Source organism: Bacillus sp. FJAT-27986, from assembly GCF_001685035.1.
Classification (GTDB): domain Bacteria; phylum Bacillota; class Bacilli; order Bacillales; family Pradoshiaceae; genus Pradoshia.
Map to the genome: position 1 here is coordinate 297994 of NZ_MAYV01000012.1, position 21601 is coordinate 319594.

Sequence of the window (21601 nt, forward strand, 5' to 3'; positions counted from 1 at the left end):
TCCAGGTACGGATTCGTCGCTTCATTAAATTGTATCGTTTATAACAATGCTGATAAAAAAAGATTCATGTTTTTATGGAATCTGCAGTGTCAATCCCCATTCATCTTCTCTATTTCACAATAAAAAAACTGCCCATAAAGTATGATTCACAACTTTAAAAGACAGATTAATCTAGTGTTATAAAACTATATTTTCTTAAATTATAAATACAAATAACATGTGGTCAATTCATCATAGATTTATATAAACCATCTAAACGGATTAACATCACTTCAATTTTATGTTCATCATTTAAATTGGCTTGCCCAGTCACGATTTGATCTTTTGAACTTTCAGAACCTTCTTTTTGGAGCTGTATTTCTACTGAGAAATCATACACGCTATCTTTTTCATCTACCTTTTCGTAGTCAATGTTTTTAATTTGCAATTGGTAATCATTTTTTATTGGTTCTATCATGACTGTTGAACCGTAGCGATTAACGAATTCCGTATATGATGTTTCATTTGCAAAATAATCTTTAAATAGCTTTTCTTCATATTGCCGTAAAGCTGCAAGTTTCTCTTCGCTTTCTTGATCCACTATTTGTTTTAATTCATCACTTGGACCTGTAAGACTATTCTGTAATACAGCTTCAACGGTCTGAATATTTTCATCTTGTGTTTTCGCTTCCTTTTCTTCGGTACAACCCACTAACATTAATAGAAGTAAAGTAAATAAAACAGTTGCAAATTCATCACTCAGTCGTTTTTTCACATAAACCTCCCCCTTTTGGCAAACTTCCTATATCTGATTATATCTTTAAATGTATTTATTTACCATTTTAATATGGGTGTTTCCTGTTTTCTGCCAGGTTTGATCAAGCATCAAATCAGTGTAAGAGGAACTGCTTTATGCAGAAAGGTATCGGCACGTGTTTTAACAACACCGCAAAAATCTATGGGGTGTTGTTAAGTTGTATGCGTATTTTTGATGTTGATGTGTAAATTCAATAAAACATTAATGATAGATGAAGTTTCCCTAATTAATCCGTTATTTATTTTTTTCTACCCGTTCACCGAACCCGGTGATCTCTTTCTATGTCTCTTAACAATAAAAGACGGCCATTCACAAATGCTCTGTATTAATCCGATTCTTTTCATAAGGCTGTTCTGGTGGTACTTCATATTCTAATTCAATATCAAATGAGGAATCCTGTAACGTGGGGTCTATTGAATTCACTTCTTCCTTTTCTTTTCCTACTATTTCTGCTTTACTATTTTTCTTATTCATATATGTACCTCCTATATATTATGTACATATAGGTTTACCAGGTAACCCTTTATGTATGCTTGTTTATAGCATGTCCTTTAATCTCCCGCTTCTCTTTACATAATCACTTATAATTAAATAAGTTAAAAATTTGCAGTATTCGGATCTATCTTCGATGTAGCTTTTTATTTTAGTTCTCTCTTATTCAAAGGACATATTCTCTTCTCTACCAAAATAACCTATAGTAAACAGGTTAATTTGGAGGGATCATATGAATAATACTCTTATCACTGCTGATATGATTACGAGATTTAATGAGCTCAACAAGAAGAAAAAAGAGATTGAAATGGAAATGGAAAAACTGAAAGAGGTTTTTCATACGTATTTTGATCATCATGTAGGTGCAAATAATAAAGGTGAATTAATCGACAATGGTATAAAGCTTCAAAGGCAGATACGCAAATATGAAAAATACAGTACTGTACCAACTGTATATAAATTAGAAGAACTAAATATGAATGAATTAATTAAAACAGTGAAAATCCCAGATGAAGAAAAGATGAATGCTGCTATTAAGCTTGGCTTCCTTAAGGAAAAGGATTTTGAAAGCTGCAAGCTAATCACTTACTCCAAGGCTATTTCAGTGAAAGAAGTATAACGGTCAGATATTAAGAAAAATGTGCGTTAGAAAGGTTAACAAGATTAAAGACAGATCTATATGAATCCTCTACACTTATAATAAACTATGTTAATAAGGTGGAAGGATGATACAGTATGAGAATAGAGAATGAAAGGCAACTGGCTGAAATGATTATCCAACTGGATTTATTGCGTGATCAGCTCTATGAAGAGTTACAGAATAATTTTGGATCAAGAGGCCAGGAGTTTCTACGTACTGTGCAAAATAGCCCATTACAGCATGATATATCCATGCATTATACAGTTGAGGATAGACGCGGTATCTCCCTTGCTTTATTGGAGATTATGTTCATTACTGCGAAACAAAAAAAGCAGATAGGATAAAACATAATTATTACTAAGACAATCCGTTATAGATCATAGATGTATTCATATGATAAGGGCATAGAAAATCCGCTATGCCCTTTTTGTTTATGATAAAATTTGCTGTTGCAGCCGCTCCAATTCTTCCTCGATTTTAACTAGTTCAATTCGTTCAAATAAAGGTTTTACATGTGATAAATGTTTAAGCTATGAGTAAATTTCGCAGTATTTTAGTTATATCACAATAGAAGCTAGGTTTGTCTTTCTTACTTTAATTAATCTACAAACGATTTATTAAGTATCGTTTTTTGATTAATCATCAGGAAGTTCCAGAAGAGGCAGTATACTGATGAAAATTAAAGGAATGAAGTGGAATTTCTATGAGGGGAACCGTACACACATTAATTCAATACAAGAGAGAACAATTAAACGGGGTCAAAGAAATTGTTAAAGTAACAATCACCATTTGTTCATTAAAAACAACAATACATAAAGTCCTGGAAGAAACAGAGCACGCTTTTGTTTGTGAGGGTGTGCGTTTCCCGATATCCAAAACAATGTAGGGGTCATTAAGTCATCAACGATTTAAAATTTACCCAAAGATGTATCAAGAATAGAAAAACTCTATCACGAGGTTGAATTGGGGCAGCACCAAGGGGAATTGGAGAAGTTGCAAAGACATATGGAAGAACACCGAGCAGCTTTACAAAAATGCGTTAATTTATAAAAGTAAAAGAATAAAACCACACCATCTGAGATGTGGTTTTTTAATAGTATACTTCGTGATTATATTCCCTTTCCTCTCTCCAATTCGCGTCCTGTAGCTTCTTCAATAATGTCCAAAAATTCATTTTCGATATCCTTGAATTCTACTCCTGGTGAAAGAGAACATCTGATGATTGTGGTTGCGTCATCAGATTCAAAAAAATTAGATTTGTTCTCTTTCTGTGGAAATATGCCAAACACTCTCTTAATGGCTGGATTCGCATACTTCGTTTTACGGGTGGTGTTGTAGTAAAACGACCTCACATTTGAATAATTGACGAGTTGAGAATACACCTTATAGCCTTGGTTATTATCGCGATTACGAGTGTAAACGCCTAGAGTGCCCAGTTTGTCATAAGATCTATATTTGAAATCCGCTAAGACGCTCCCTTTAAACACTCCTTGGTCATAAATATCCATCCTAAAGTCCGGTCTGTTGCTCTTTTCCACAGTGATTAGTGGGTTATCGAATGTATCGGCTTTTTCGGGTGGTTTAGAAATAAACGAATCGTACCAAACATTCAATACGAGGCCCTCAGAATTTCTGAGAGTTATTTTCGTGTTTGGGTCTAAGAATGGATAAATCGAATCGTCATTATGATCAAATATCCAACCCGAGATTTCATTGAAATTTAAATATTTGTTGTTCTTAAGCATTAATAACAGTTTAATAAATCCCCAAATTTCATATAACTTTGATGTTTCTTTCCAATAGTAAATGTAGTGTTTGAAAGGGTTGATCGTAAACGTACTCCCTTTGTTTAATTGCAAATACAAAGAATATATGGTTCGATAATAGGGAAATCGCGTTAATTTCTCTTGATTATTCATATGTGCATCGACATTTTCAAACCAATTTTCCTCCAAAGCCAAAATAACATTGGCTTTTAGCTTCTTAAATTGTTCCAATCGTTCCTTTTCAATCACTAATTTTTTATCGATTATATCTGTTGGAGATTTATATCTTTTTTGCAACGCCAAGTCATTTTTTAAAGACACAATTTTCTTCTTCACATATTTTTCTACCAAGAAAATGCTGTCTAAAAATTCTTCTAACATCTTCTTTAAATTGCTGTTTATCGAAAGATTGTAGTCAATTATATAATCGTAGCTAGGAACCTTGTGGGTGGAAGTGTGTCTGCTCTGCTTTAATTGGGTCGTTTTCAGGTCGCTCCGCGTTGGCTGTCCTAACGATTTATACATATATTTTTTGGTTATTTTAAATCTAGGCTCTCGTAATATTAAATTGATGTTGTTAATCAAAGCCACTGAGTTTGAAATTAAGAAGTCGTATTTGCGGGTTATAGATTCATTGGTTGAATCATTTTCAAACCCAGCAAAATTTCTTCTAACTGCTGTTTCCTTAGCGAGGTCCACTAAGGTTCCTTCGATTTCTCCCCTCATTAAATTTAGTTGTTCTACGTGGATCCTTGAAGGGGTCACTTTCAAGAAAGCATAATACTCTTCATCGTGAACAGTGACTACCATTCTGTACACACCAGGTAAAAGACAGCTGAAATTAAGGTTATCCGTATTGAAATCAGATTCAAAATTTAAGTAGAGACCTCTGATTTCTTGCGAAGGATGAAAAAACACGGTTTCAGAATCTCTAAATGACTTTTCGGGCAACATATCCATTATTTCAATCCATAACTTAGCGTCCGGTTGGTTGCATTCAAATTTAACCCTTAAATCGCACAGTTCGGTGCAGGAGTAACTATACTCTTCAAGATTTTTTAAAGCTTCTTCTAAATCAGTTGAAAAACTAACAACCAAGTCTCCTACAGTGTTCTTATTCGAAAAAAAGAGCAAGTTAAATGGTATGCCCATACTCATCTAGCTCCTTAGCTAAATTGACTAGTTTTCTTTTTGCTGAATCAAAATCAGAAATACTTCGGTTGTTGTTTAACAATTTATAAAGATGCCCTTCTTCGTATTTTTCGTTATGAATTTTACCAATCAGCGCTCCGAGTTGCTTTTGGGAACCCCTTAATTTCGGCAAAATCCTTTGTGTTAGTTGTAAATCGAATGCTTTGCTTCTAGGAAATTGCGGAGAGTTAGGAATATTCGCTATATACTCTTCAATTTGGTTAACAATCCTATATCCTACGCCAATTTGGTCTGTTGCTTCCTGCATTAGGCGGTTGATTTCCCACAAGATATCAATCTCTTCTGCAGTCAATACACTGTATTTATGGTTTTTCTGCATACTTTTTAGCTTAATGAAGGTTCTTAAAGGTTCCTCAGTCTCAACTTCCCCTTTAGGTGACTCTTTCTTTTCGTTAAGGGCAGTTGCAAGTTTTTCCCGTACATCTTTGTATGGGCATAGTCCAAGTGAAATCGTATTGGCTCTATCAAGCACCTTATCTGAAAATTGGAATGAAGATTCGTCGATGTTAACCGTACCCGCAAACAAAAGATTTTCACTAAGTTTAATTTCAGACGGATATACGTTTTGGTTATAAACACGCCCGTTTAAGTTACTGCTATATAAATTAATGTGTCTATCATCAGGCTCTCTCTCTAATACGGATAGGAACTGGGAAAAATAATGCTCCACCTTTGCTAAGTTCATTTCATCTAAACAAACGATGTAACATTCATCAGGGTTGTTGTTTGCCTCGATGATGAAATCAACTAACCCTGACTCCCCAGGTCTATATATGCCTTGAGAGCTGTCTAGGTATCCTAATAAATCCGTATCGTCCTGCCAAAATGGTCTTACAGGAACGAATAGCAACTTACTTTTATTGACGTTTGAATAATCGCTGCCCTTGCTGGCAAATTTATTAAGAGCTTCGTGATAGCACTGTACGATACGTGATTTCCCTGTTCCGCTCAACCCAGCTAAGATCACAAGGCTTTTGTTCTTCATAGCCGTATGGAAGTTATACAAATCTAAAGGTGTATAAAGTAGGTTTTTTGACAATGCAACCTCTTCGAACACTTTCAAAAATTCTAGTTCATTAATATCCTCGATTTTTGATTTGGCTTTTTGAGGACTTACTTTGCGTCCTTTTGATATCAAGGATTCTCTAATCTCATTATCCTTTTCGCCTGTAACAAACATTACTTTGCCTTTAGATAAGTAATACTCTCCTAGTTCCTTTAAACTGATTTCTCTATAATATGTATTCTCTTTATTCGTAATAAATTTAAATTGATATTCCTCCGAATACTCAATCCCTTCAATAGGACCGAACGCATATAACCTATCAAGTTTTGGATCCGAAAATGGTTCCTTAGCAAGGCTAGATTTGTACTCACCTATCAAAACAAACGAAGGGTAGTCCTCGGATTCTTTAGATAGTGAAAAGTACGATTGGACGTATTCGTTGTTCGTTAACTTTTGGATAACATCTACTGTTTTTTTACCTGAATTAGTTCGAATAAAAGGGATTGGAAAATACGTATGATCGTTGTTTGATTCCCTTCTAACAACCTCTAAGTCGTATGCGTTATAAAAGGTTTGGTCATTTTCTTTATACTTAGCCTTAATTTTGAACATTAGATAATGTACATTTAAAAAATCGGTCAATTCCTTATATCTTTCTTCAGGTGTTAAGTCCTTATCGTCGGTAAATCCTAAGTTTTCTAACTCCCCTGAAAAGCTGGTTACTCGCTTAGTTATATCATCTGTTATATTTTCTGGTGGATTAGAAATCACTTTGATTGGAAAGCGTATGATTGAATTCTCTTTCGTTAATAAGAGATGGTCCGTGTCCTGTAGTTTGCCAAGGAATTTTGTTTCAAACCATTTGGTTTCGTTCATAATAACCCTCCATTCTTCCAATGTACTGGTCAAAATTCTCTAGAGAGTCAATAAACAGTGCATTGCCTATTTCTCCAAAGTATTTAAAGATTTTTGAAGCAATTAATTTCGCTTCTTCTTTTTTGTTTAGGGTAAAAGAAAGCACGACTAACTTATGATAATTTTTATAGTCCTCTATCTCATCGATGCCTCCACTCGCATATTCATAATTCAAAAAATCTAAAGTCGTTACTTTAGAATCTATACATTTTCTATAAGAGTCATCTCCGTAAAACAAGAGCTTCAGTTTGCCTATTTCTTCGTTTTCTATCTCGAACTGCCTCAATTCCTCTCTTAATTTCGTAAGTACATTCTCTAATCTTTGGTTTTCTTTTTTGGCTAATTTTAAATCTTTTTTTAAACCTTTGTTTTCGTGTTCTTGTGTTAAAACAGCTTTTCTTCTCTTCATCGCTATATCTTGTAATCTTTTATTCTCTTCTTCTAGTTTGGTGATAATGGATCGAAGATTTTTGACTAGTGATTCTTCTTCGTTAGTCTTCTCTTCTGTTTTTTTGAATGCTATGTTGTCATTTTGTGAATCCCCTAGATACTTTTCTAATAAGCTAACCTTATCCCCGAAAATCAACGCGAAAGCAACTTCTCCGATACTAGTATTCTCGATCTTTTCTGTTAGCATTTTTTCATCAATGGTAGATGTTAAAGCCCAAGAATAATCTCTATTTTTTTCTTTTGTATATGTCTCAGCGGCTTTTTTTAATAAAGTTATCAATTTTTCTTCAGATACTTCAGTAAGTATCCTTTTCATTGTCTTTGTCTTGGTAGGGCTTGATGGGCCGTTAATACGAAAGCCCTTAACGCGCAATTTGTTAATTCTGAATATGTCTTCTAGTTGTTTGCTATCAAGCTTATCTATTATCTTTAAAAAAAGCTCATACATCGCCATCCTCCTAACTCTGCCGCTTACTTAAATTATACTAGAAAAGTTATTTTTAATAAATTCGATATTAACAAACTATTCAAATAACTTATTATGCGGAGGTTTCAAATTCAGAGAAAGTGGTTTCATAAATATATAGAGTAGTTGCAAAGACATATAGAAGAACACCGAGCTGCCTTGCAAAAGTGTTATAGTTTATCAGGAGTGTAAAAACAAAAAAACCATCATCTTAGTGATGAAGGTTTTTAAAATGAGACTTAACTTGGATATTGAGCAATAGTCAACTTAATTACTGTCTTGTTTCAGTTGTGGCTGTTGATGATGATTTCACCGTTATCTATTTGAATGAAAAAGTCATTAAGATTTTCAATAATGAACTTTTCTTCTTAAGTTATTGGTTTTTCAGGCAACTTTGGTTCAGATGTAGGAAAATCATCTGTTACATCTTGCCACTCTACCTGAACATATGCTTCGTTCATTACAGGGATGCTTGCTCCGGTAACTCGACCTTCGTTGATACATATAGAGTTTTCATTATCTACCCTTCTATGAAGTTCTCCTGAATCATCACAAGCAATTTTCACACCATATACTTATTCATAAGCAGCAATTAACGAGATCCGCGCTATCAATGCGTCCCTTGCGTCTTTGTACCATTTGCCGTTTATAATCATACTGTTGCCAATTGGGTCGCCTAAAGAAATTTGATATACTCGCTTCATTTCTCTCTTCTGTTAATTCATATTCTAATATTAACAGAGTGTCCAAAGTTCAGCGGTTATATACTTCGTATAGCTGAATATATTCTTATGTTTGCGATTAACAAAACACGCATAAAAAGGTTTGTTCTAAGAGTAGTCTCTCACTTCATATACAAATACCTAGTAGTCTTTGATTTAAAAATGATGACAAATACTCCCGAATTTTGTTTATATGGAATACCATTTATTTATCTGAGTTCCTAAAACGAAAATGAGCATTTAATTGACCCTTAATCATTTCATCCCGAATTTTTCTGCGTTGCATATCGTTTCTAATTTCTGCTGTTTGTACACCTTCTTCCATTTTTTCTGCAATCTTCATTAAGGTCTCTACATCTTGAAATGAGTATTTGCGAATTCCTTTAATTGATCTTTCGGGAAAAATCAATCCGCGTTCCTCGTAATAACGAATTTTCCGTTGGGAGATCCCTGTTAGTTCGCTGACAATGCCTATAGATATAACCTTCTTATCCTTATATGATGACATAGCTCCCTCCCCCCCTAAATAAGGCTATATGAATTGCTATATAGTTGATTATTACTTGTTTACAGTTAATCTCAAGGTGTTTGGGAGATGTTCTGACATATATTTTTTACAACTGCATAGATTATCAAGAATTTTTTGATGTTGATTTTTGAATTTTCAGTATTTTTAATTCTATCTATGTGAGATAATATCAAGGTACATTTTACTATATTTAGGGGGATTGCAGGTGAGCCAGGAGACTTCATATAAAGATAAAAAAGTCATAACAATCGGTGTTGTCAAAGAATTAACTGGGTTATCGGAAAGGCAAATCCGTTATTACGAAGAACGTAAACTCATTTTTCCTGCTAGAAACAATGGCGGAAGTCGGAAATATTCTTTTACAGATATAGAATTATTAATGGATATAGCTGAAAAAATTGAAGACGGCATACAGACCTATGAGATCAGGCAAGAAATGCTTAGAGAAAAGAAAAAAGAAGATGCAGCTAAAACGCACAAAAAAATGATTCAAGGGCAATTAAATGCTCAATTTGGTGTTCAAAAATACAACTAGACCGGTTTATCTCCTTCTGCACATACACTTCCACTCCTTTCCATAAAAACCACGTTAGGTTTCCTTACATGGTTGTAGAATTCCAATCCCTGATGATGCGACAATACAGACAGTAAAGGAAAACTTACTTAGGAAGGTGTGGAATTATGGATACGATTTTTTTAATGAATAGCCTTTGGGTGATGGTGGGAGCAGTGTTAGTCATCTTGATGATTGGTGGCTTTATCCTGCTAGAGACTGGATCCACTCGAATGAAAAATGCTGGACATATCGCAGGTAAAACGATTCTTACATTCGGAATTTCTTCTATTGTCTTTTGGGCAATAGGCTTTGGATTCATATTTGGGGATGGAGCTGGTTTAAGTAAATTCATTGGTTTATCTGACTTCTTTTACTCTGGGTATGATCTCGATGGTGTTGGTTTATCTGGAGCCGTATTCTTTTTATTCCAAACAGCCTTTGCCGGAATATCGATAACTATTGCTTTTGGGGGATTTGCAGAACGAGCGAAAATGGGTGTATATGTACTCTTCGCCGTTTTATTCTCTGCCCTTGTTTACCCTCCTATCGCTCACTGGATTTGGGGCGGTGGCTGGTTAGCTGATCATGGTAAACAAGATTTTGCCGGTTCCACTGTTGTTCACTTAACTGGTGCCATGGCAGCTTTGGCAGCTACGATCCATTTGAAACCGCGTATCGGTAAATTTAATAAAGATGGCTCAGCTAATAACTTATATGGACATAACCAAGTATACACAGCATTAAGTGTTTTATTGCTTTGGGTTGGATGGTTCGGTTTCAATGCCGGCAGTACGGTAGCAGTGGATGCAGGATTCTTTGGATTTGTTGCAGTTAATACGAATCTTGCCGCGGCTGCTGGAACGATAGCTGCCATGATTATTTCTTGGATTGTCATGGGGAAAGCAGATGTGTCCATGATGTTAAATGGAGCATTAGCCGGTCTGGTTGCCATTACGGCATCCTGTGCATTCGTTGAAGCTTGGGCATCCGTAGTTATTGGATTTGTTGCTGGAATTCTAGTATTTTATAGCATCCGTTTCTTTGAAGCTCGAAAAATTGATGATCCAATCTATGCTCTTTCCGTTCATGGAGCTGCTGGGATATGGGGCACCTTATCCACTGGCTTTTTTGCTACAAAAGAGCTGGCCACTGTCGGAAAAGCTGGTTTATTTTACGGCGGCGGCTTTAGCCAATTAGGTGTTCAAGCTTTGGGTGTCGTTGTATGCGGAGCATTTGCTTTTCTGGTATCCTATATTCTTTTATTAGGTATGAAAAAAGTGATGCGCGGCCTTCGTGTTACGGAGGAAGAAGAAATAATGGGATTGGATATGAGTGAACATGGCGCATATGGTTACCCTGAATTACTTAAAAATGAAACAACTGATAAATCTATCATGTAAATGGTATCCCCTGAACTGTGCTTAGTTCAGGGGATCATTTCCATTAAGGAGCGTCTGAATGGAAACCGAAAATCAGGACTATTCAAAAATATGGGCTTATCGAAAACAGCAATTTAATTCAATAACCTTAAGCCCTGATGAACTGAATTTGCTTCATGACGAGATTATAAGGCAGACCATCACGATAGCTTTTAATAAGACAACCCAAATATTTGGGTCTCCTCCCTCCCCTTTTTGCTTTTTTGTTATGGGAAGTTCCGGTCGAAAAGAACAAGGTATCTGGAGCGATCAGGACCATGGGATCATTTTTGAACACAATCATCCAGAAGTGCGAAATTATTTCTTATCGCTGGGGAAAGAAATATCCGAGGGGTTAATGCAAGTTGGATATAGCCTTTGTGAAGGTAAAGTGATGGCAAGTAATCCTTTCTGGTGCAGATCATACAATCAGTGGATGCAACAATTAAATGATTGGATAGATGATGCTTCATGGGAATCTATCCGTTATTTGCTTACTTTTATGGATAGTCGAGCATTTCTGGGCGAGGAAAGGTTTATACGGCAATTAAAACAGTATTCTTATCAACTAATTGATGAAAAACATTTATTAACCCGTATCCTGGATAATACAATGCATATAAAAAAAACGATTGGTGTATTCGGACAGTTACTTTTAGAAACTCACGGCCCATATTCTGGCTGTTTAAATATAAAGGAATCTGCTATATACCCATATGTGAATGCCGGAAGAATTCTCGCAATCAATGAAAAATTAAATGCAACCACCACTATCGATAGGCTTAAAGGTGTACCGGATTCTGTTCTACCAAAACAAAATCGAGAAAAATATGCTAATCAGTTTGCCAAACTACAAACATATCGGCTGGTCTATGGAATTCATACAGACTATGAATCCGGACATTACTTGGCTGTGAATAAGCTATCGAAAGTAGAAAAGAAAAATGTTAAGGACATAATCAAGGATGGGATTCAACTGACTGAATATGTGAAAATGCTTGCGGCAAAGGGTGATCAGAATGGGAATGAATGATTTTATCGAATTTTTCAGAGGAATGAGCGGTAAGATCAGTTCGAACGTACTCGCCGGTGTACAGGGGCAAGCAACTCCGCAAAATATCTCTTTTATGCGACAGCTAGAAAAGGAAGCGCGTAAAAAGGACGATCTAAATTGTCCTCTTGATCAGCTTGATGTGGTTGTGTTTGACATCGAAACAACAGGATTTTTCCCTGACAAAGGTGATCAGATGATCTCTATAGGTGCTGTGAAAATGCATGGATGTGAGATATTAACTGAAGAAAGCTTCTATTCACTGATTAAGACGGACATCCCTTTATCTCCTGAAATTACTTCTCTAACGAATATTACAGGTAAAGAACTTCAAGCCGCTCCGGAGAGTTCAGATGTCCTGATGAATTTCTTTAAATTTGTCTCGACTAAAAGTCTGGTTGCCCATCATTCTCAGCATGAGCAAAGCTTTATGCACAAGTTCACTTGGGACGTGACTCGAACAAAATTCCAGCATAGAATCCTTGATACTTCTTTCTTAACACAACTATTTAATCCCGTCAGCAGCTCAAATGCCTTAGAAGACTTATGTGCTGGATGCGGGATAGAAATCAAAAATAGACATCACGCATTGGGAGATGCCTTCATGACGGCCCGCTTATGGGGCTATTATCTATCAAAAGCCCAGGAAGCAGGTTTTAAAAACCTTAGTGAAATATATAATCACATAGCCAGATATAGGTAAGGGCCATATATCTTTTAATAATCCATTTAGACTATTAAGTAAAATAAATTGAGTGTAATAAAACTACAAAGAGGGGGTTCTTAACCCCCTCTAGCATTAAATACTACATAAATTTAAACCCCATATTTACCGCGGTCGTAGTAATACTGTCTATCAATCATACCTTTCAATCTAAACAGATCAATCCATAGAATGATAGAAAATGTACACATAACCGCTAACCAATACCAAAAGATATAATGGATACGTTCATGTATATACATTCTATGAGCTCCAATGCTTCCGAGAAGAAACCATAGTAGTAACGCGATTCCAAATGATTTTCTTTGTGCTCTCAAAATAAGTCCTTCTTTCTCTATATTATGTATAATATCAAGTATTCATAGCCTTCGCCCATCATTATGAAAGAAGCAAACAGCTATGTCTACCTGCTAAATTTAACAATTATACATAATACTAGAAGGAGTAACCACTTTTACAGTACGCATCTGAAAACAACCAGTTCTCAATGCTAATTAGCTTATCAGTAAGTTTTCATAAACCTCATCTGATTCGTACGAACACTGAATTGCGGGACTTTCCTTATCAGATATTCTCAACTTAGTTACTGATTAATAGCTTTTTTTGATTTTTTAAGATCTTCATAGATTGTCTTAAAAACATAGCCCGCTACGGCTAAATCATCCACTTGGCCGAAACCGATAATAAAGTCAGGTATCACGTCTGTAGGTAATACTAAATATAATCCGGCAGCAGCGATAGCAAATTTTGATTTCTTCGATAATTTTTTCAGCATAGGATTACCTCCATTTTTATTTTAGCTTTTATTTAAACCTAGTCCACGGACGATCGGTTTTACCAGCGTATCCAACGGATTAATAATCTCAAGACCTGTTTGTTTAGCACCATCATACATAGATAGTTGACCAACTGATAGGATATCTTGAGATTTTTGACGATATAACGTAATATATTCCGCTATTTTTTCGTTATATTGTTCAGTCATCCCCTTCATCATTAAATCGAATGTACCTTCTATAACATGAACATTAATAGGTAATGTCTTTCCCTTTATAGCAGCATATTGATGAAGTCGGTCCATCGTTCCCTTTACAGTTCCTGGATTCGAAAAGAATATAGTCTGTGGTTCAGTAACCCCGCAGATTGCTTCGAAAAAAGGCTCGTCTATTTTAAATATTGGTAGTTTGGATGTTACATGTTCTTCCTGTAACAGAGCAATATAATTTGTACATGTCAGAAGAATCCCATCTACCTGACAGCTCTCCATCCAGTTTATTTGTTCTGCAATTTTCATACCAGCTTGTTCTTTTTGAAAAGATAAATCATGAGTTAAACGACTCATTAAACCTGGATCCACAAAGTGTACAAGGTCTACCTCATAGGGTGAGAATGCCCCGTCAATATAATGAATATTTGAATGATGTGCATGCATACACGCCAATCGTTTTCCCAAAATAATTCACCTCTATTAAGTTTATAATAGTTTACCAGCTATACTTTTCACTGTCTATTTCCTTCTATTACCTTATACGTGTAGCTTTAAAATTCGTTTCACCCTACCATATATTGTATAATTATATCGTACACGATATAAAAGGAGGAATACGATGAAAAGTGTTTACGATTTTGAAGTAAAAAAGACAAACGGCAAATTGCAGTCTTTGAAAGAATATGAAGGCAAGCCTCTCCTTATCGTTAATACAGCCAGTAAATGTGGGCTGGCGCCTCAATTTAAAGGACTTCAGGAGTTATACGAAAAATTTAACAGCCAAGGCTTTGAGGTATTAGGATTCCCATGCGACCAATTTAATAGTCAGGAATATGATGATATTAATGAAACCACCGAGTTTTGCCAAATAAACTATGGAGTTACATTCCCAATTTTTGCGAAGATTGATGTAAATGGTGATCATGCTGACCCGCTTTTTCAGTATTTAACGACTGAACAGAAAGGTCTCCTTAGCAAAAAAATTAAATGGAACTTCACTAAATTTTTAATTGATAAAAAAGGTCAGGTTATCGAGCGTTATGCTCCAACCACCGCTCCCGAAAAAATTACGAAAGATATCATGGAAGAATTGGAAAAGTGATAGGTTATGGAGAAGGAAGTTACATTAAATAAACAGTTATGCTTCGCTTTACACGAAACTACCAATGAATTTACGAGGCTATATTCTAATGTTTTAAAGCCATTTGGCTTAACATATCCTCAATACTTAGTATTATTGAGCTTATGGGAGCAAGATCAAGTTCCAATGAAAGAGCTTGGACAAAAGCTGAATATGGGAACTGGGACGTTAAATCCCATTATTTCAAGGATGCAGCATAGCGGATGGCTGATAAAAGAACGGTCTAAGACGGACGAACGCATGATGCTGATCTCTCTGCAAGAAAAAGCATATAAGCAAAAAAATAATATCATTGATTCCATTAAGTCGAAAATTGAGGAATGTGGATTAGAAATCGAGGAGTATCAAGCATTGATGGAATACGTAAATAAACTCAATGCAAAGTTAAAAAGTCTTTAAGCTAAAAAAAAGCTGTCTCAATGAGACAGCTTTTTTTATATTACTCTTAAAGATTATCAGTATCAATCTTATTTTTTTGATATGGCTTTGCAGTTAAACGGTCTGTATCTTCGTCTGTTAACGAAGAATCCTGTACAGAGGTACCCTCCATACGAGTAGTTGTATTATGATCATTTACAAATGGATTACCATCCTTGTCAACCTGAACATCTTCTTTTTTAACGGTATCTTGAACGGTTTTGGTATCTGTAACTTTTTCTTTACCGATCACAATCTCATCAGTTACAACTGGCTTTTTGGTCACTTCTATTTTTTCCTCTGTTACAGGGATACGAATTTCTTCATTGTCAGTGATAGCACCCAATTGATCTGTCGTATCACGATCTGTTACTTTACGTCGCTCAATATAAACTTCTTCATGGTCCACTGGTACTTCAACTTCTTTTTGTGTTTCCGTTACTTTTTTATTAACAATTACTTCTCCAGTTTTCACTTCATTTTTATCAACGTTTAATCGTTCTTCGCGAAGTTTAATTCTTCTTTCTTCGTCAGTTAGTGTATCATCATTTGCCAAACGATCAGTTGTATTAAGAGCGGCAGAAGCATTTGCTCCTGAATTCACATCTTCAGTACGATCCATGCCAATTGTATCTCCAAGCTGTGCATCTTGATCAACAAGAACTAAAACTTTTCCGTTGTTCACTTCTTCTGCATAGCGTGCACTTTCTTCAGAAGTAAAACCATAGTCCGTTCTCATTTTCTCTTCAACTGGATTATTAGTATCCAATGTAAAGAATTTTGCTACTTTATCCATAAAGGAATCTTCATCATTTGATACTGTTTTAACATCTTTATCTATCGTGTAATTTCCCATCAAATCTAATTTATCTGCATTATCTGCGACTACAGTAATATCAGAACTATCATACCCTTTTGCTTTCAAACTATTAATAGCCTGTACGACTTCTGCACTTTGTGTGTAAACTCCATAAACTGTTTTATTCATGTTATATTCCTCCTAGCAATTTTTGTTCGGATAATATTTGCTTCACAGTTAAAATATACCCACACTGGAAATCAATAAACAATAAAGTGAGAATCAACACCCTGATTATGTCAAGTGTTTTTTTTGCATATATGGTAGGTTCTCGTTTTTATTTTATTGAAATTTTTTTATTATCTTTGTCTTTTTAGGGGAATCTGGCAAATAAACACCCGTTCTCAATCCTTAATTCTCATAAAGTAAACTGGATATTTATGTTAAAATAAACAAAGAAGAGTGTGAAGAATATTTCGGAGGTGAATGAATGTGGAGACTTTAGCAGTCTTAATCATTGGTATTTTTATTATGTTTATTGGTTTTTTAGTATTAAGGAATAAAGCCCTCTTCTTAGTGAATCTTGTTTTGTGGAACGGTGTTTCAGGTGACGAAGAATTGTTATCTCGTATTTTTGGGACAATTTTATTAGTGGTTGGCTTAATCGTGACCCTTCTACCCATTTTCTTGTCTTAAATTACTCATTTTCATACACCTCGTAACCAATAAATCTTCTAAAAAAAGAGAGCCTAATTGGCTCTCCTCTCATCCTTTTAAAACATTATTAGCAAATATTTGATCAACGATATCCATGACTTCAATAGAATCATGCCAAGTCATTTGTGGACTCTCAAGCACACCTTCTTGAAGGCATCGGCCTACTTCACGGATTTGATATTCAAATCCAGTTAATTCGAAAGGTTCTTCAATCGTCCATTCTTTATTTGGGGTGGTGATTGTTGCGGACTGGGCATTTGAAAAATACGGTATATAAATACTGCCGTCTGTGCCTAATAGACTTGCATCTTTTCGTGTATTTGCCCTTATCGTACAGTAAATTTGAGCAAACGATCCATTGTCATAGCTTAATTGTATAGTCCCATTTTCATCTACATCTGTTACTCCATATTGTAATGAGCTTTGAATCGATTTTGGTTTATTTCCAAGTAAATAAGCGCAATATGAGATAGGATAAATCCCGATATCTAATAATGCTCCTCCGCCAAGTTCTCGGTTAAATATGCGCCCCTTCGGATCAAATTCCCCTTTAAAACCGAGTTCCGCTCTCATGAAAGTAGGCTCTCCAATGACACCTTCCTTGACGAGGTTTCTTATTTCTTTATTAATTGGCATAAAGCGTGATTTCATCGCTTCCATAAAGAAGACCTTATTCTCTTTAGCAGCATGGATGACTTCTTGAACTTCTTCTTTATTCATTGTAACAGGCTTTTCACAAAGCACGGCTTTTCCATGGTTTAAACAACGAATCGCATTTTCTTTATGAAATGGGTGTGGAACAGCGATATAAATAGCATCAATTTGTTCATCCTGTATTAGCTCATCATATGTACCATAACAAAATTTTTCTTCAACCTCGTATTTTCGGCCAAATTCGAGCGCGTGATCCTTCGTCCTGGAGGCGACTGCTTTTAAAGTAACGCCATCCATTGCTTTCACCGTTTTCGCAAAACGTTCTGCTATGTTACCAAGTCCAATAATACCCCACTGAATTGTTTTCATAGAATCCCTCAATTTCATTTATTTAATTTATAGAATATTTACATTCATTATAATATAAATGAATCATAGATGAGATAATTAGTAGTGGAAAGACCCAAAATAAAATAGCACACCAATCATGATGTACTATTTTATCCTATATTTTATATAGCCAACGCAGCTGTTATTTATTAAATTTATGACTCTTTGTCGCCATTTATAAGCTCGATTGCTTCATTTTCACTGGTCAGTGGTCTGTAGCAAACAAAATTTTCACATACATAATAGGTTTCCTGATCATTGACCTTGGAATAACCTGCCGCAAAATCAGCAACACCAGTAAATAAAGAGGAATCCTCGTTTGCCAGATAAGTTAAGTTTGGATGAAACTCCTTGTGCAAATGTGTGATAACGTTATTCTCTGAATCCGTACTTCCCAATACAACGACTTCCTTCATTTTCATTTGGGTTGTCATATAAGCCATTAACATATAAGTATGACCCATTGGATAGTGAATCACATCATCGCCAAATGCGTCAAAAACGTTCTGTACCTTATCCTCCAATGAAAACTCACCAGTTAAACGAGCCAGCCTTAGCATTTGTAAGGTTGCGACACTATTCCCGGATGGCAATGCTCCATCATATACATCTTTTGGACGGATCAGCAATTCCTCATTATCCTCTCCATAAAAATAGAATCCACCATTTTCCCCATCCCAAAATAATTCGATCATTTGATGCGTAAGTGTTTTTGCTTTTTTGAGATAGGATAAATCAAATGTCGTTTCATAGAGTTCAATGTAAGCCCAAAGAAGATACGCATAGTCATCAATAAATCCTTCCTGCTTAACCTCACCATCTCTGTATCGGACCATGACTCTTCCATCCACGATTAAATTCTGTTCAATAAATTGGATAGCACTTTTTGCTGCAACCAGTGCTTCCTGATGATTGTAAACTCTACCAGCTTTGGCTAGAGCGGCAATCATTAATCCGTTCCAGGCAGTCAATATTTTGTCATCCTTATGCGGATGAACCCGCTCCTCGCGAACATTAAATAAGACTTTCCTTGCTTCCTCCAATTGTTTACGAACTTCTGCTGCGTCTAAATCATTATGAGCAGCAAATGAGTCAATTGGTTCACGAATTAGATTCGGAATATTTTCACCTTCAAAGTTTCCTTCAGGGGTTATATCATAAACAGCACAATATAATTCTGCTACGTCTTCATCGAGGTGATCAAAGATTTCAAAATAGTCCCATATATAGAATTTCCCTTCCACACCCTCTGAATCTGCATCCTCCGCTGAGTAAAATCCGCCATCAGGATGTCGCATGTCCCGTAAAACATATTCAATGATTTGTTCAGATATCACTTGATGGCTATTTTCTCCGGTAACCTGATAGGCTTCTGTATACGCCATTAACAGCATGGCATTATCATATAGCATCTTTTCAAAATGTGGGACTAAGTATAATTCATCAGTGGAATAGCGAGAAAACCCGTATCCGATATGATCATAGATTCCACCTCTTGATAGCCCTTCTAATGTCTTTAGCACCATATTCAATGCTTCCTGATCCTTCGTCATATGGAAGTAACGCAGCAGGAACATTAAATTATGTGGTGTAGGAAATTTCGGAGCCGAGCCAAACCCGCCGTACTGTTCATCAAATACCCGCTTAAATTGTTGAACGGCTGCATTGATCGCAGTCATCGTTAATTTCTCACTCGATGTCTCCTGTTTCGGTGGCATAATTGCATCTTTAATCCGCTCACCTGTCATTTCGATTTTATGTGGCTCGTTAATATACGTATCGTGTAGCTGAGTAATCACATCTATTATTCCAGGACGACCATAACGGCTATGCTTAGGAAAATAGGTTCCTGCATAAAAGGGGACCTGATCAGGAGTTAAAAACACATTGAGCGGCCAACCGCCTTGTCCCGTCATCACCTGGCACACGGACATATAAATCGAATCCAAATCAGGACGTTCTTCCCGATCTACCTTTATGGAAACAAACCGCTCATTTATAACCGACGCCACTTCTTCATCTTCAAAGCTTTCCCTCTCCATCACATGACACCAATGACAGGTAGAGTACCCAATACTCACAAACACAGGCTTATTCTCCTGTTTCGCTTTTTCAAATGCCTCCGGTCCCCATGGATACCAATCAACAGGATTATAAGCATGCTGTAAAAGGTACGGTGATTTCTCATTTATTAGTCTATTGGGATTAGATTTTGCACCCATTTAAAATTACTCCTTTACAAATCAGGATTTTTTCATTTAGAAACTTTTATCTTTCACCTTCACACGTTATGGATATAAATATATCCTCTTTATACAATACACATCATTTATTAGTATAAACTTAATTGGATTATTTATTGATTTTTATTGTTTCATAAATGAAAGAGGTATCCTTTTTGGATACCTCTTGTTTTCTTCTATAGTCTTTAATCTTCTTTTATAAAGAAGCTCAAAAGCTCCTACATCTCAGCCTTCAAGCTTCCCTCCTTTATCTATACAGCAAATATTTAGATCTTAGTTTCATGAAGTCTTTCAAATCCTTTTCCCATTTCTGCTTGATTTGTTTTACGGATTTACCTGCTTCGATATCATCGCGAATCCAGCCGTTGCCGATAAGCAAGTCGAAATAGGAAATTCCTTTGCTGTCCTCTGTACGGAATTCGAAATCATCCGGATACATGTCATGAATGGTCTTAACGATATGAAGACCTGCCTCAAGAGGCACGAAATCATTATAGTCTGTTATATGAACCTGAACACCATGGGATAGGATTCCACTATGCTTCGAGAATGTCGGCGTGAACGAAGCTGCTCGGAATTGAACACCTTTTAAGTTTAGCTTGTTTAGCTCCTTTGCTAGCTCTGTTCCATTTATGAATGGGGCTCCGAGCAATTCAAAAGGTTTCGTTGTTCCGCGCCCTTCGGATAAATTCGTGCCTTCAATTAATCCTGTACCCGGGTATACATAAGCTGTGTCGAGTGTCGGCATGTTTGGGGATGGAAGGACCCATTCTAGTCCTGTATCTTCATAATTCATATGACGCTTCCAATTTTTCATTTTTACAACGGTTAAATCCGCCCCAATGCCAAATTCCTTGTTAAATAGTTTCGCGAGTTCTCCAACAGTCATCCCATGTCTGAGTGGGATTTCGTATTGCCCGATAAACGAAGCATATTCGGGTGCTTCAAGAATCGGTCCTTCCACCTTCAGTCCTCCTAGGGGATTCGGGCGATCAAGTACGATGAATGGGATTCCTTGTTCCTTTGCTGCTTCCATCGCTAATGCCATTGTGTAAATATACGTATAGAAGCGTGCGCCTACATCCTGAATATCAAATACAAGTACATCAATATCTTTTAACATTTCCGGTGTTGGTTTACGGGTTTTGCCGTAAAGGCTGTATACAGGAAGACCAGTAGTTTCATCAATGTAGAAATCAACATAGCTGCCGGCCTGCGCGTCTCCTCTAACTCCATGTTCCGGGCCATATAAAGCGGTGAGATTGATGTCCTCATCCTCATAGAAACGGTCAACGATGCTGTTAAGCTCTTGATCTACACCGGTCGGATTTGTGATGAGACCTACCCTTTCACCTTCCAGCAATTCTTTTTTATCACTTATAATAACGTCGACGCCTAGTTCTAAATCCTTCTTTTTATGCTTGTCCTTTTGACCTGCTTGGGCGAAAGAAATCGTTGATAAAATCAGAATCAGTGTGAATAGGACAGCGAAACCTCTCTTCTGCATAT

Annotated in this window: 24 protein-coding genes; 10 read left to right on the forward strand and 14 right to left on the reverse strand. The window is 36.1% G+C overall.

The window, feature by feature from the left end:
- Positions 1-223: 223 nt before the first annotated feature.
- Positions 224-754 carry a hypothetical protein gene (locus tag A8L44_RS07675; protein ID WP_066103813.1) on the reverse strand — a complete coding sequence of 177 codons (531 nt, stop codon included), beginning with the start codon at positions 752-754 and terminating at the stop codon, positions 224-226.
- A gap of 351 nt (positions 755-1105) precedes the next feature.
- Entirely contained in the window at positions 1106-1270 is a 165-nt protein-coding gene (locus A8L44_RS18905) for a hypothetical protein (RefSeq protein WP_175354257.1), read from the reverse strand.
- A gap of 250 nt (positions 1271-1520) precedes the next feature.
- On the opposite strand from A8L44_RS18905, the gene A8L44_RS07680 reads away from it, so the two are divergent.
- The 3 genes from A8L44_RS07680 to A8L44_RS07690 all read left to right on the forward strand — a co-directional run bounded on the left by A8L44_RS07680 (position 1521) and on the right by A8L44_RS07690 (position 2814).
- Positions 1521-1907, forward strand: a complete 387-nt coding sequence (locus tag A8L44_RS07680; RefSeq protein WP_066103814.1) for a hypothetical protein — start codon at positions 1521-1523, stop codon at positions 1905-1907.
- Between the two features lie 116 nt (positions 1908-2023).
- The gene (locus A8L44_RS07685; protein ID WP_066103816.1) at positions 2024-2272 is read left to right on the forward strand and encodes a hypothetical protein; all 249 of its coding nucleotides are present in this window, start codon (positions 2024-2026) and stop codon (positions 2270-2272) included.
- A gap of 359 nt (positions 2273-2631) precedes the next feature.
- Positions 2632-2814: a hypothetical protein gene (locus A8L44_RS07690; protein ID WP_066103818.1), complete on the forward strand. Its 183-nt coding sequence runs from the start codon at positions 2632-2634 to the stop codon at positions 2812-2814.
- A 223-nt stretch (positions 2815-3037) separates the two neighbouring features.
- On the opposite strand, the gene A8L44_RS07695 is transcribed toward A8L44_RS07690, so the two are convergent.
- The 5 genes from A8L44_RS07695 to A8L44_RS07715 form a co-directional block, all read right to left on the reverse strand.
- Positions 3038-4846 (reverse strand): nuclease domain-containing protein, encoded by a 1809-nt coding sequence (locus A8L44_RS07695; RefSeq protein ID WP_066103820.1) that lies wholly within the window; start codon positions 4844-4846, stop codon positions 3038-3040.
- Entirely contained in the window at positions 4830-6788 is a 1959-nt protein-coding gene (locus tag A8L44_RS18465; protein WP_077248020.1) for an McrB family protein, read from the reverse strand. Before A8L44_RS18465 ends, A8L44_RS07695 begins: the two co-directional genes overlap by 17 nt.
- Positions 6766-7731 (reverse strand): hypothetical protein, encoded by a 966-nt coding sequence (locus A8L44_RS07705; RefSeq protein ID WP_139063815.1) that lies wholly within the window; start codon positions 7729-7731, stop codon positions 6766-6768. Before A8L44_RS07705 ends, A8L44_RS18465 begins: the two co-directional genes overlap by 23 nt.
- Positions 7732-8318: 587 nt before the next feature.
- Entirely contained in the window at positions 8319-8447 is a 129-nt protein-coding gene (locus A8L44_RS19335) for a hypothetical protein (protein ID WP_257469042.1), read from the reverse strand.
- 223 nt (positions 8448-8670) lie between these two features.
- Complete coding sequence (locus A8L44_RS07715) at positions 8671-8973, reverse strand: MerR family transcriptional regulator (protein WP_066103826.1); 303 nt, start codon at positions 8971-8973, stop codon at positions 8671-8673.
- A gap of 226 nt (positions 8974-9199) precedes the next feature.
- Here A8L44_RS07715 and A8L44_RS07720 point away from each other — a divergent pair, with 226 nt between their 5' ends.
- The 4 genes from A8L44_RS07720 to A8L44_RS07735 all read left to right on the forward strand — a co-directional run bounded on the left by A8L44_RS07720 (position 9200) and on the right by A8L44_RS07735 (position 12722).
- Positions 9200-9529: a MerR family transcriptional regulator gene (locus A8L44_RS07720; protein WP_066103828.1), complete on the forward strand. Its 330-nt coding sequence runs from the start codon at positions 9200-9202 to the stop codon at positions 9527-9529.
- A 146-nt stretch (positions 9530-9675) separates the two neighbouring features.
- Positions 9676-10950: an ammonium transporter gene (locus A8L44_RS07725; protein ID WP_066103830.1), complete on the forward strand. Its 1275-nt coding sequence runs from the start codon at positions 9676-9678 to the stop codon at positions 10948-10950.
- 58 nt (positions 10951-11008) lie between these two features.
- A complete protein-coding gene (locus tag A8L44_RS07730) occupies positions 11009-12001 on the forward strand; it encodes a DUF294 nucleotidyltransferase-like domain-containing protein (RefSeq protein WP_066103833.1) in 993 nt (330 codons plus the stop codon).
- On the forward strand, positions 11988-12722 hold the full coding sequence (locus A8L44_RS07735; protein ID WP_066103835.1) for an exonuclease domain-containing protein: 735 nt from the start codon (positions 11988-11990) through the stop codon (positions 12720-12722). The genes A8L44_RS07730 and A8L44_RS07735 overlap by 14 nt, the downstream gene beginning before the upstream one ends.
- Positions 12723-12835: 113 nt before the next feature.
- On the opposite strand, the gene A8L44_RS07740 is transcribed toward A8L44_RS07735, so the two are convergent.
- The 3 genes from A8L44_RS07740 to A8L44_RS07750 form a co-directional block, all read right to left on the reverse strand.
- Positions 12836-13060 carry an NINE protein gene (locus A8L44_RS07740; protein ID WP_066103838.1) on the reverse strand — a complete coding sequence of 75 codons (225 nt, stop codon included), beginning with the start codon at positions 13058-13060 and terminating at the stop codon, positions 12836-12838.
- A gap of 266 nt (positions 13061-13326) precedes the next feature.
- A complete protein-coding gene (locus A8L44_RS07745) occupies positions 13327-13518 on the reverse strand; it encodes a YkvA family protein (RefSeq protein WP_066103840.1) in 192 nt (63 codons plus the stop codon).
- Between the two features lie 21 nt (positions 13519-13539).
- Positions 13540-14196, reverse strand: a complete 657-nt coding sequence (locus A8L44_RS07750) for a hypothetical protein (RefSeq protein ID WP_066103842.1) — start codon at positions 14194-14196, stop codon at positions 13540-13542.
- Between the two features lie 154 nt (positions 14197-14350).
- On the opposite strand from A8L44_RS07750, the gene A8L44_RS07755 reads away from it, so the two are divergent.
- On the forward strand, positions 14351-14833 hold the full coding sequence (locus A8L44_RS07755) for a glutathione peroxidase (RefSeq protein WP_066103844.1): 483 nt from the start codon (positions 14351-14353) through the stop codon (positions 14831-14833).
- A gap of 6 nt (positions 14834-14839) precedes the next feature.
- Positions 14840-15271: a MarR family winged helix-turn-helix transcriptional regulator gene (locus A8L44_RS07760; RefSeq protein WP_066103845.1), complete on the forward strand. Its 432-nt coding sequence runs from the start codon at positions 14840-14842 to the stop codon at positions 15269-15271.
- 46 nt (positions 15272-15317) lie between these two features.
- Here A8L44_RS07760 and A8L44_RS07765 read toward each other — a convergent pair whose 3' ends face one another.
- Positions 15318-16277 (reverse strand): YsnF/AvaK domain-containing protein, encoded by a 960-nt coding sequence (locus tag A8L44_RS07765; protein WP_066103848.1) that lies wholly within the window; start codon positions 16275-16277, stop codon positions 15318-15320.
- A 303-nt stretch (positions 16278-16580) separates the two neighbouring features.
- Here A8L44_RS07765 and A8L44_RS07770 point away from each other — a divergent pair, with 303 nt between their 5' ends.
- Positions 16581-16784: a hypothetical protein gene (locus A8L44_RS07770; RefSeq protein ID WP_066103850.1), complete on the forward strand. Its 204-nt coding sequence runs from the start codon at positions 16581-16583 to the stop codon at positions 16782-16784.
- Positions 16785-16853: 69 nt separating this feature from the next.
- Here the strand turns inward: A8L44_RS07770 and A8L44_RS07775 are convergent, their stop codons facing one another.
- From A8L44_RS07775 to A8L44_RS07785, 3 genes are all read right to left on the reverse strand, one after another.
- A complete protein-coding gene (locus tag A8L44_RS07775; protein ID WP_066103852.1) occupies positions 16854-17828 on the reverse strand; it encodes a Gfo/Idh/MocA family protein in 975 nt (324 codons plus the stop codon).
- 176 nt (positions 17829-18004) lie between these two features.
- Complete coding sequence (locus A8L44_RS07780) at positions 18005-20071, reverse strand: thioredoxin domain-containing protein (protein ID WP_066103853.1); 2067 nt, start codon at positions 20069-20071, stop codon at positions 18005-18007.
- Positions 20072-20339: 268 nt separating this feature from the next.
- Positions 20340-21599: an exo-beta-N-acetylmuramidase NamZ family protein gene (locus A8L44_RS07785; RefSeq protein ID WP_066103855.1), complete on the reverse strand. Its 1260-nt coding sequence runs from the start codon at positions 21597-21599 to the stop codon at positions 20340-20342.
- Positions 21600-21601 lie beyond the last annotated feature (2 nt).

What these genes read in the sequence shown, in the direction of transcription:
- A8L44_RS18465 (WP_077248020.1), bottom strand. Translation starts at nt 6,788, where the DNA reads ATGAACGAAACCAAATGGTTTGAAACAAAATTCCTTGGCAAACTACAG.
- A8L44_RS07775 (WP_066103852.1), bottom strand. Translation starts at nt 17,828, where the DNA reads ATGAAAACAATTCAGTGGGGTATTATTGGACTTGGTAACATAGCAGAA.
- A8L44_RS07705 (WP_139063815.1), bottom strand. Translation starts at nt 7,731, where the DNA reads ATGGCGATGTATGAGCTTTTTTTAAAGATAATAGATAAGCTTGATAGC.
- A8L44_RS18905 (WP_175354257.1), bottom strand. Translation starts at nt 1,270, where the DNA reads ATGAATAAGAAAAATAGTAAAGCAGAAATAGTAGGAAAAGAAAAGGAA.
- A8L44_RS07680 (WP_066103814.1), top strand. Translation starts at nt 1,521, where the DNA reads ATGAATAATACTCTTATCACTGCTGATATGATTACGAGATTTAATGAG.
- A8L44_RS07725 (WP_066103830.1), top strand. Translation starts at nt 9,676, where the DNA reads ATGGATACGATTTTTTTAATGAATAGCCTTTGGGTGATGGTGGGAGCA.
- A8L44_RS07745 (WP_066103840.1), bottom strand. Translation starts at nt 13,518, where the DNA reads ATGCTGAAAAAATTATCGAAGAAATCAAAATTTGCTATCGCTGCTGCC.
- A8L44_RS07755 (WP_066103844.1), top strand. Translation starts at nt 14,351, where the DNA reads ATGAAAAGTGTTTACGATTTTGAAGTAAAAAAGACAAACGGCAAATTG.
- A8L44_RS07715 (WP_066103826.1), bottom strand. Translation starts at nt 8,973, where the DNA reads ATGTCATCATATAAGGATAAGAAGGTTATATCTATAGGCATTGTCAGC.
- A8L44_RS07730 (WP_066103833.1), top strand. Translation starts at nt 11,009, where the DNA reads ATGGAAACCGAAAATCAGGACTATTCAAAAATATGGGCTTATCGAAAA.
- A8L44_RS07760 (WP_066103845.1), top strand. Translation starts at nt 14,840, where the DNA reads ATGGAGAAGGAAGTTACATTAAATAAACAGTTATGCTTCGCTTTACAC.
- A8L44_RS07735 (WP_066103835.1), top strand. Translation starts at nt 11,988, where the DNA reads ATGGGAATGAATGATTTTATCGAATTTTTCAGAGGAATGAGCGGTAAG.
- A8L44_RS07780 (WP_066103853.1), bottom strand. Translation starts at nt 20,071, where the DNA reads ATGGGTGCAAAATCTAATCCCAATAGACTAATAAATGAGAAATCACCG.
- A8L44_RS07685 (WP_066103816.1), top strand. Translation starts at nt 2,024, where the DNA reads ATGAGAATAGAGAATGAAAGGCAACTGGCTGAAATGATTATCCAACTG.
- A8L44_RS07695 (WP_066103820.1), bottom strand. Translation starts at nt 4,846, where the DNA reads ATGGGCATACCATTTAACTTGCTCTTTTTTTCGAATAAGAACACTGTA.
- A8L44_RS19335 (WP_257469042.1), bottom strand. Translation starts at nt 8,447, where the DNA reads ATGAAGCGAGTATATCAAATTTCTTTAGGCGACCCAATTGGCAACAGT.
- A8L44_RS07765 (WP_066103848.1), bottom strand. Translation starts at nt 16,277, where the DNA reads ATGAATAAAACAGTTTATGGAGTTTACACACAAAGTGCAGAAGTCGTA.
- A8L44_RS07690 (WP_066103818.1), top strand. Translation starts at nt 2,632, where the DNA reads ATGAGGGGAACCGTACACACATTAATTCAATACAAGAGAGAACAATTA.
- A8L44_RS07785 (WP_066103855.1), bottom strand. Translation starts at nt 21,599, where the DNA reads ATGCAGAAGAGAGGTTTCGCTGTCCTATTCACACTGATTCTGATTTTA.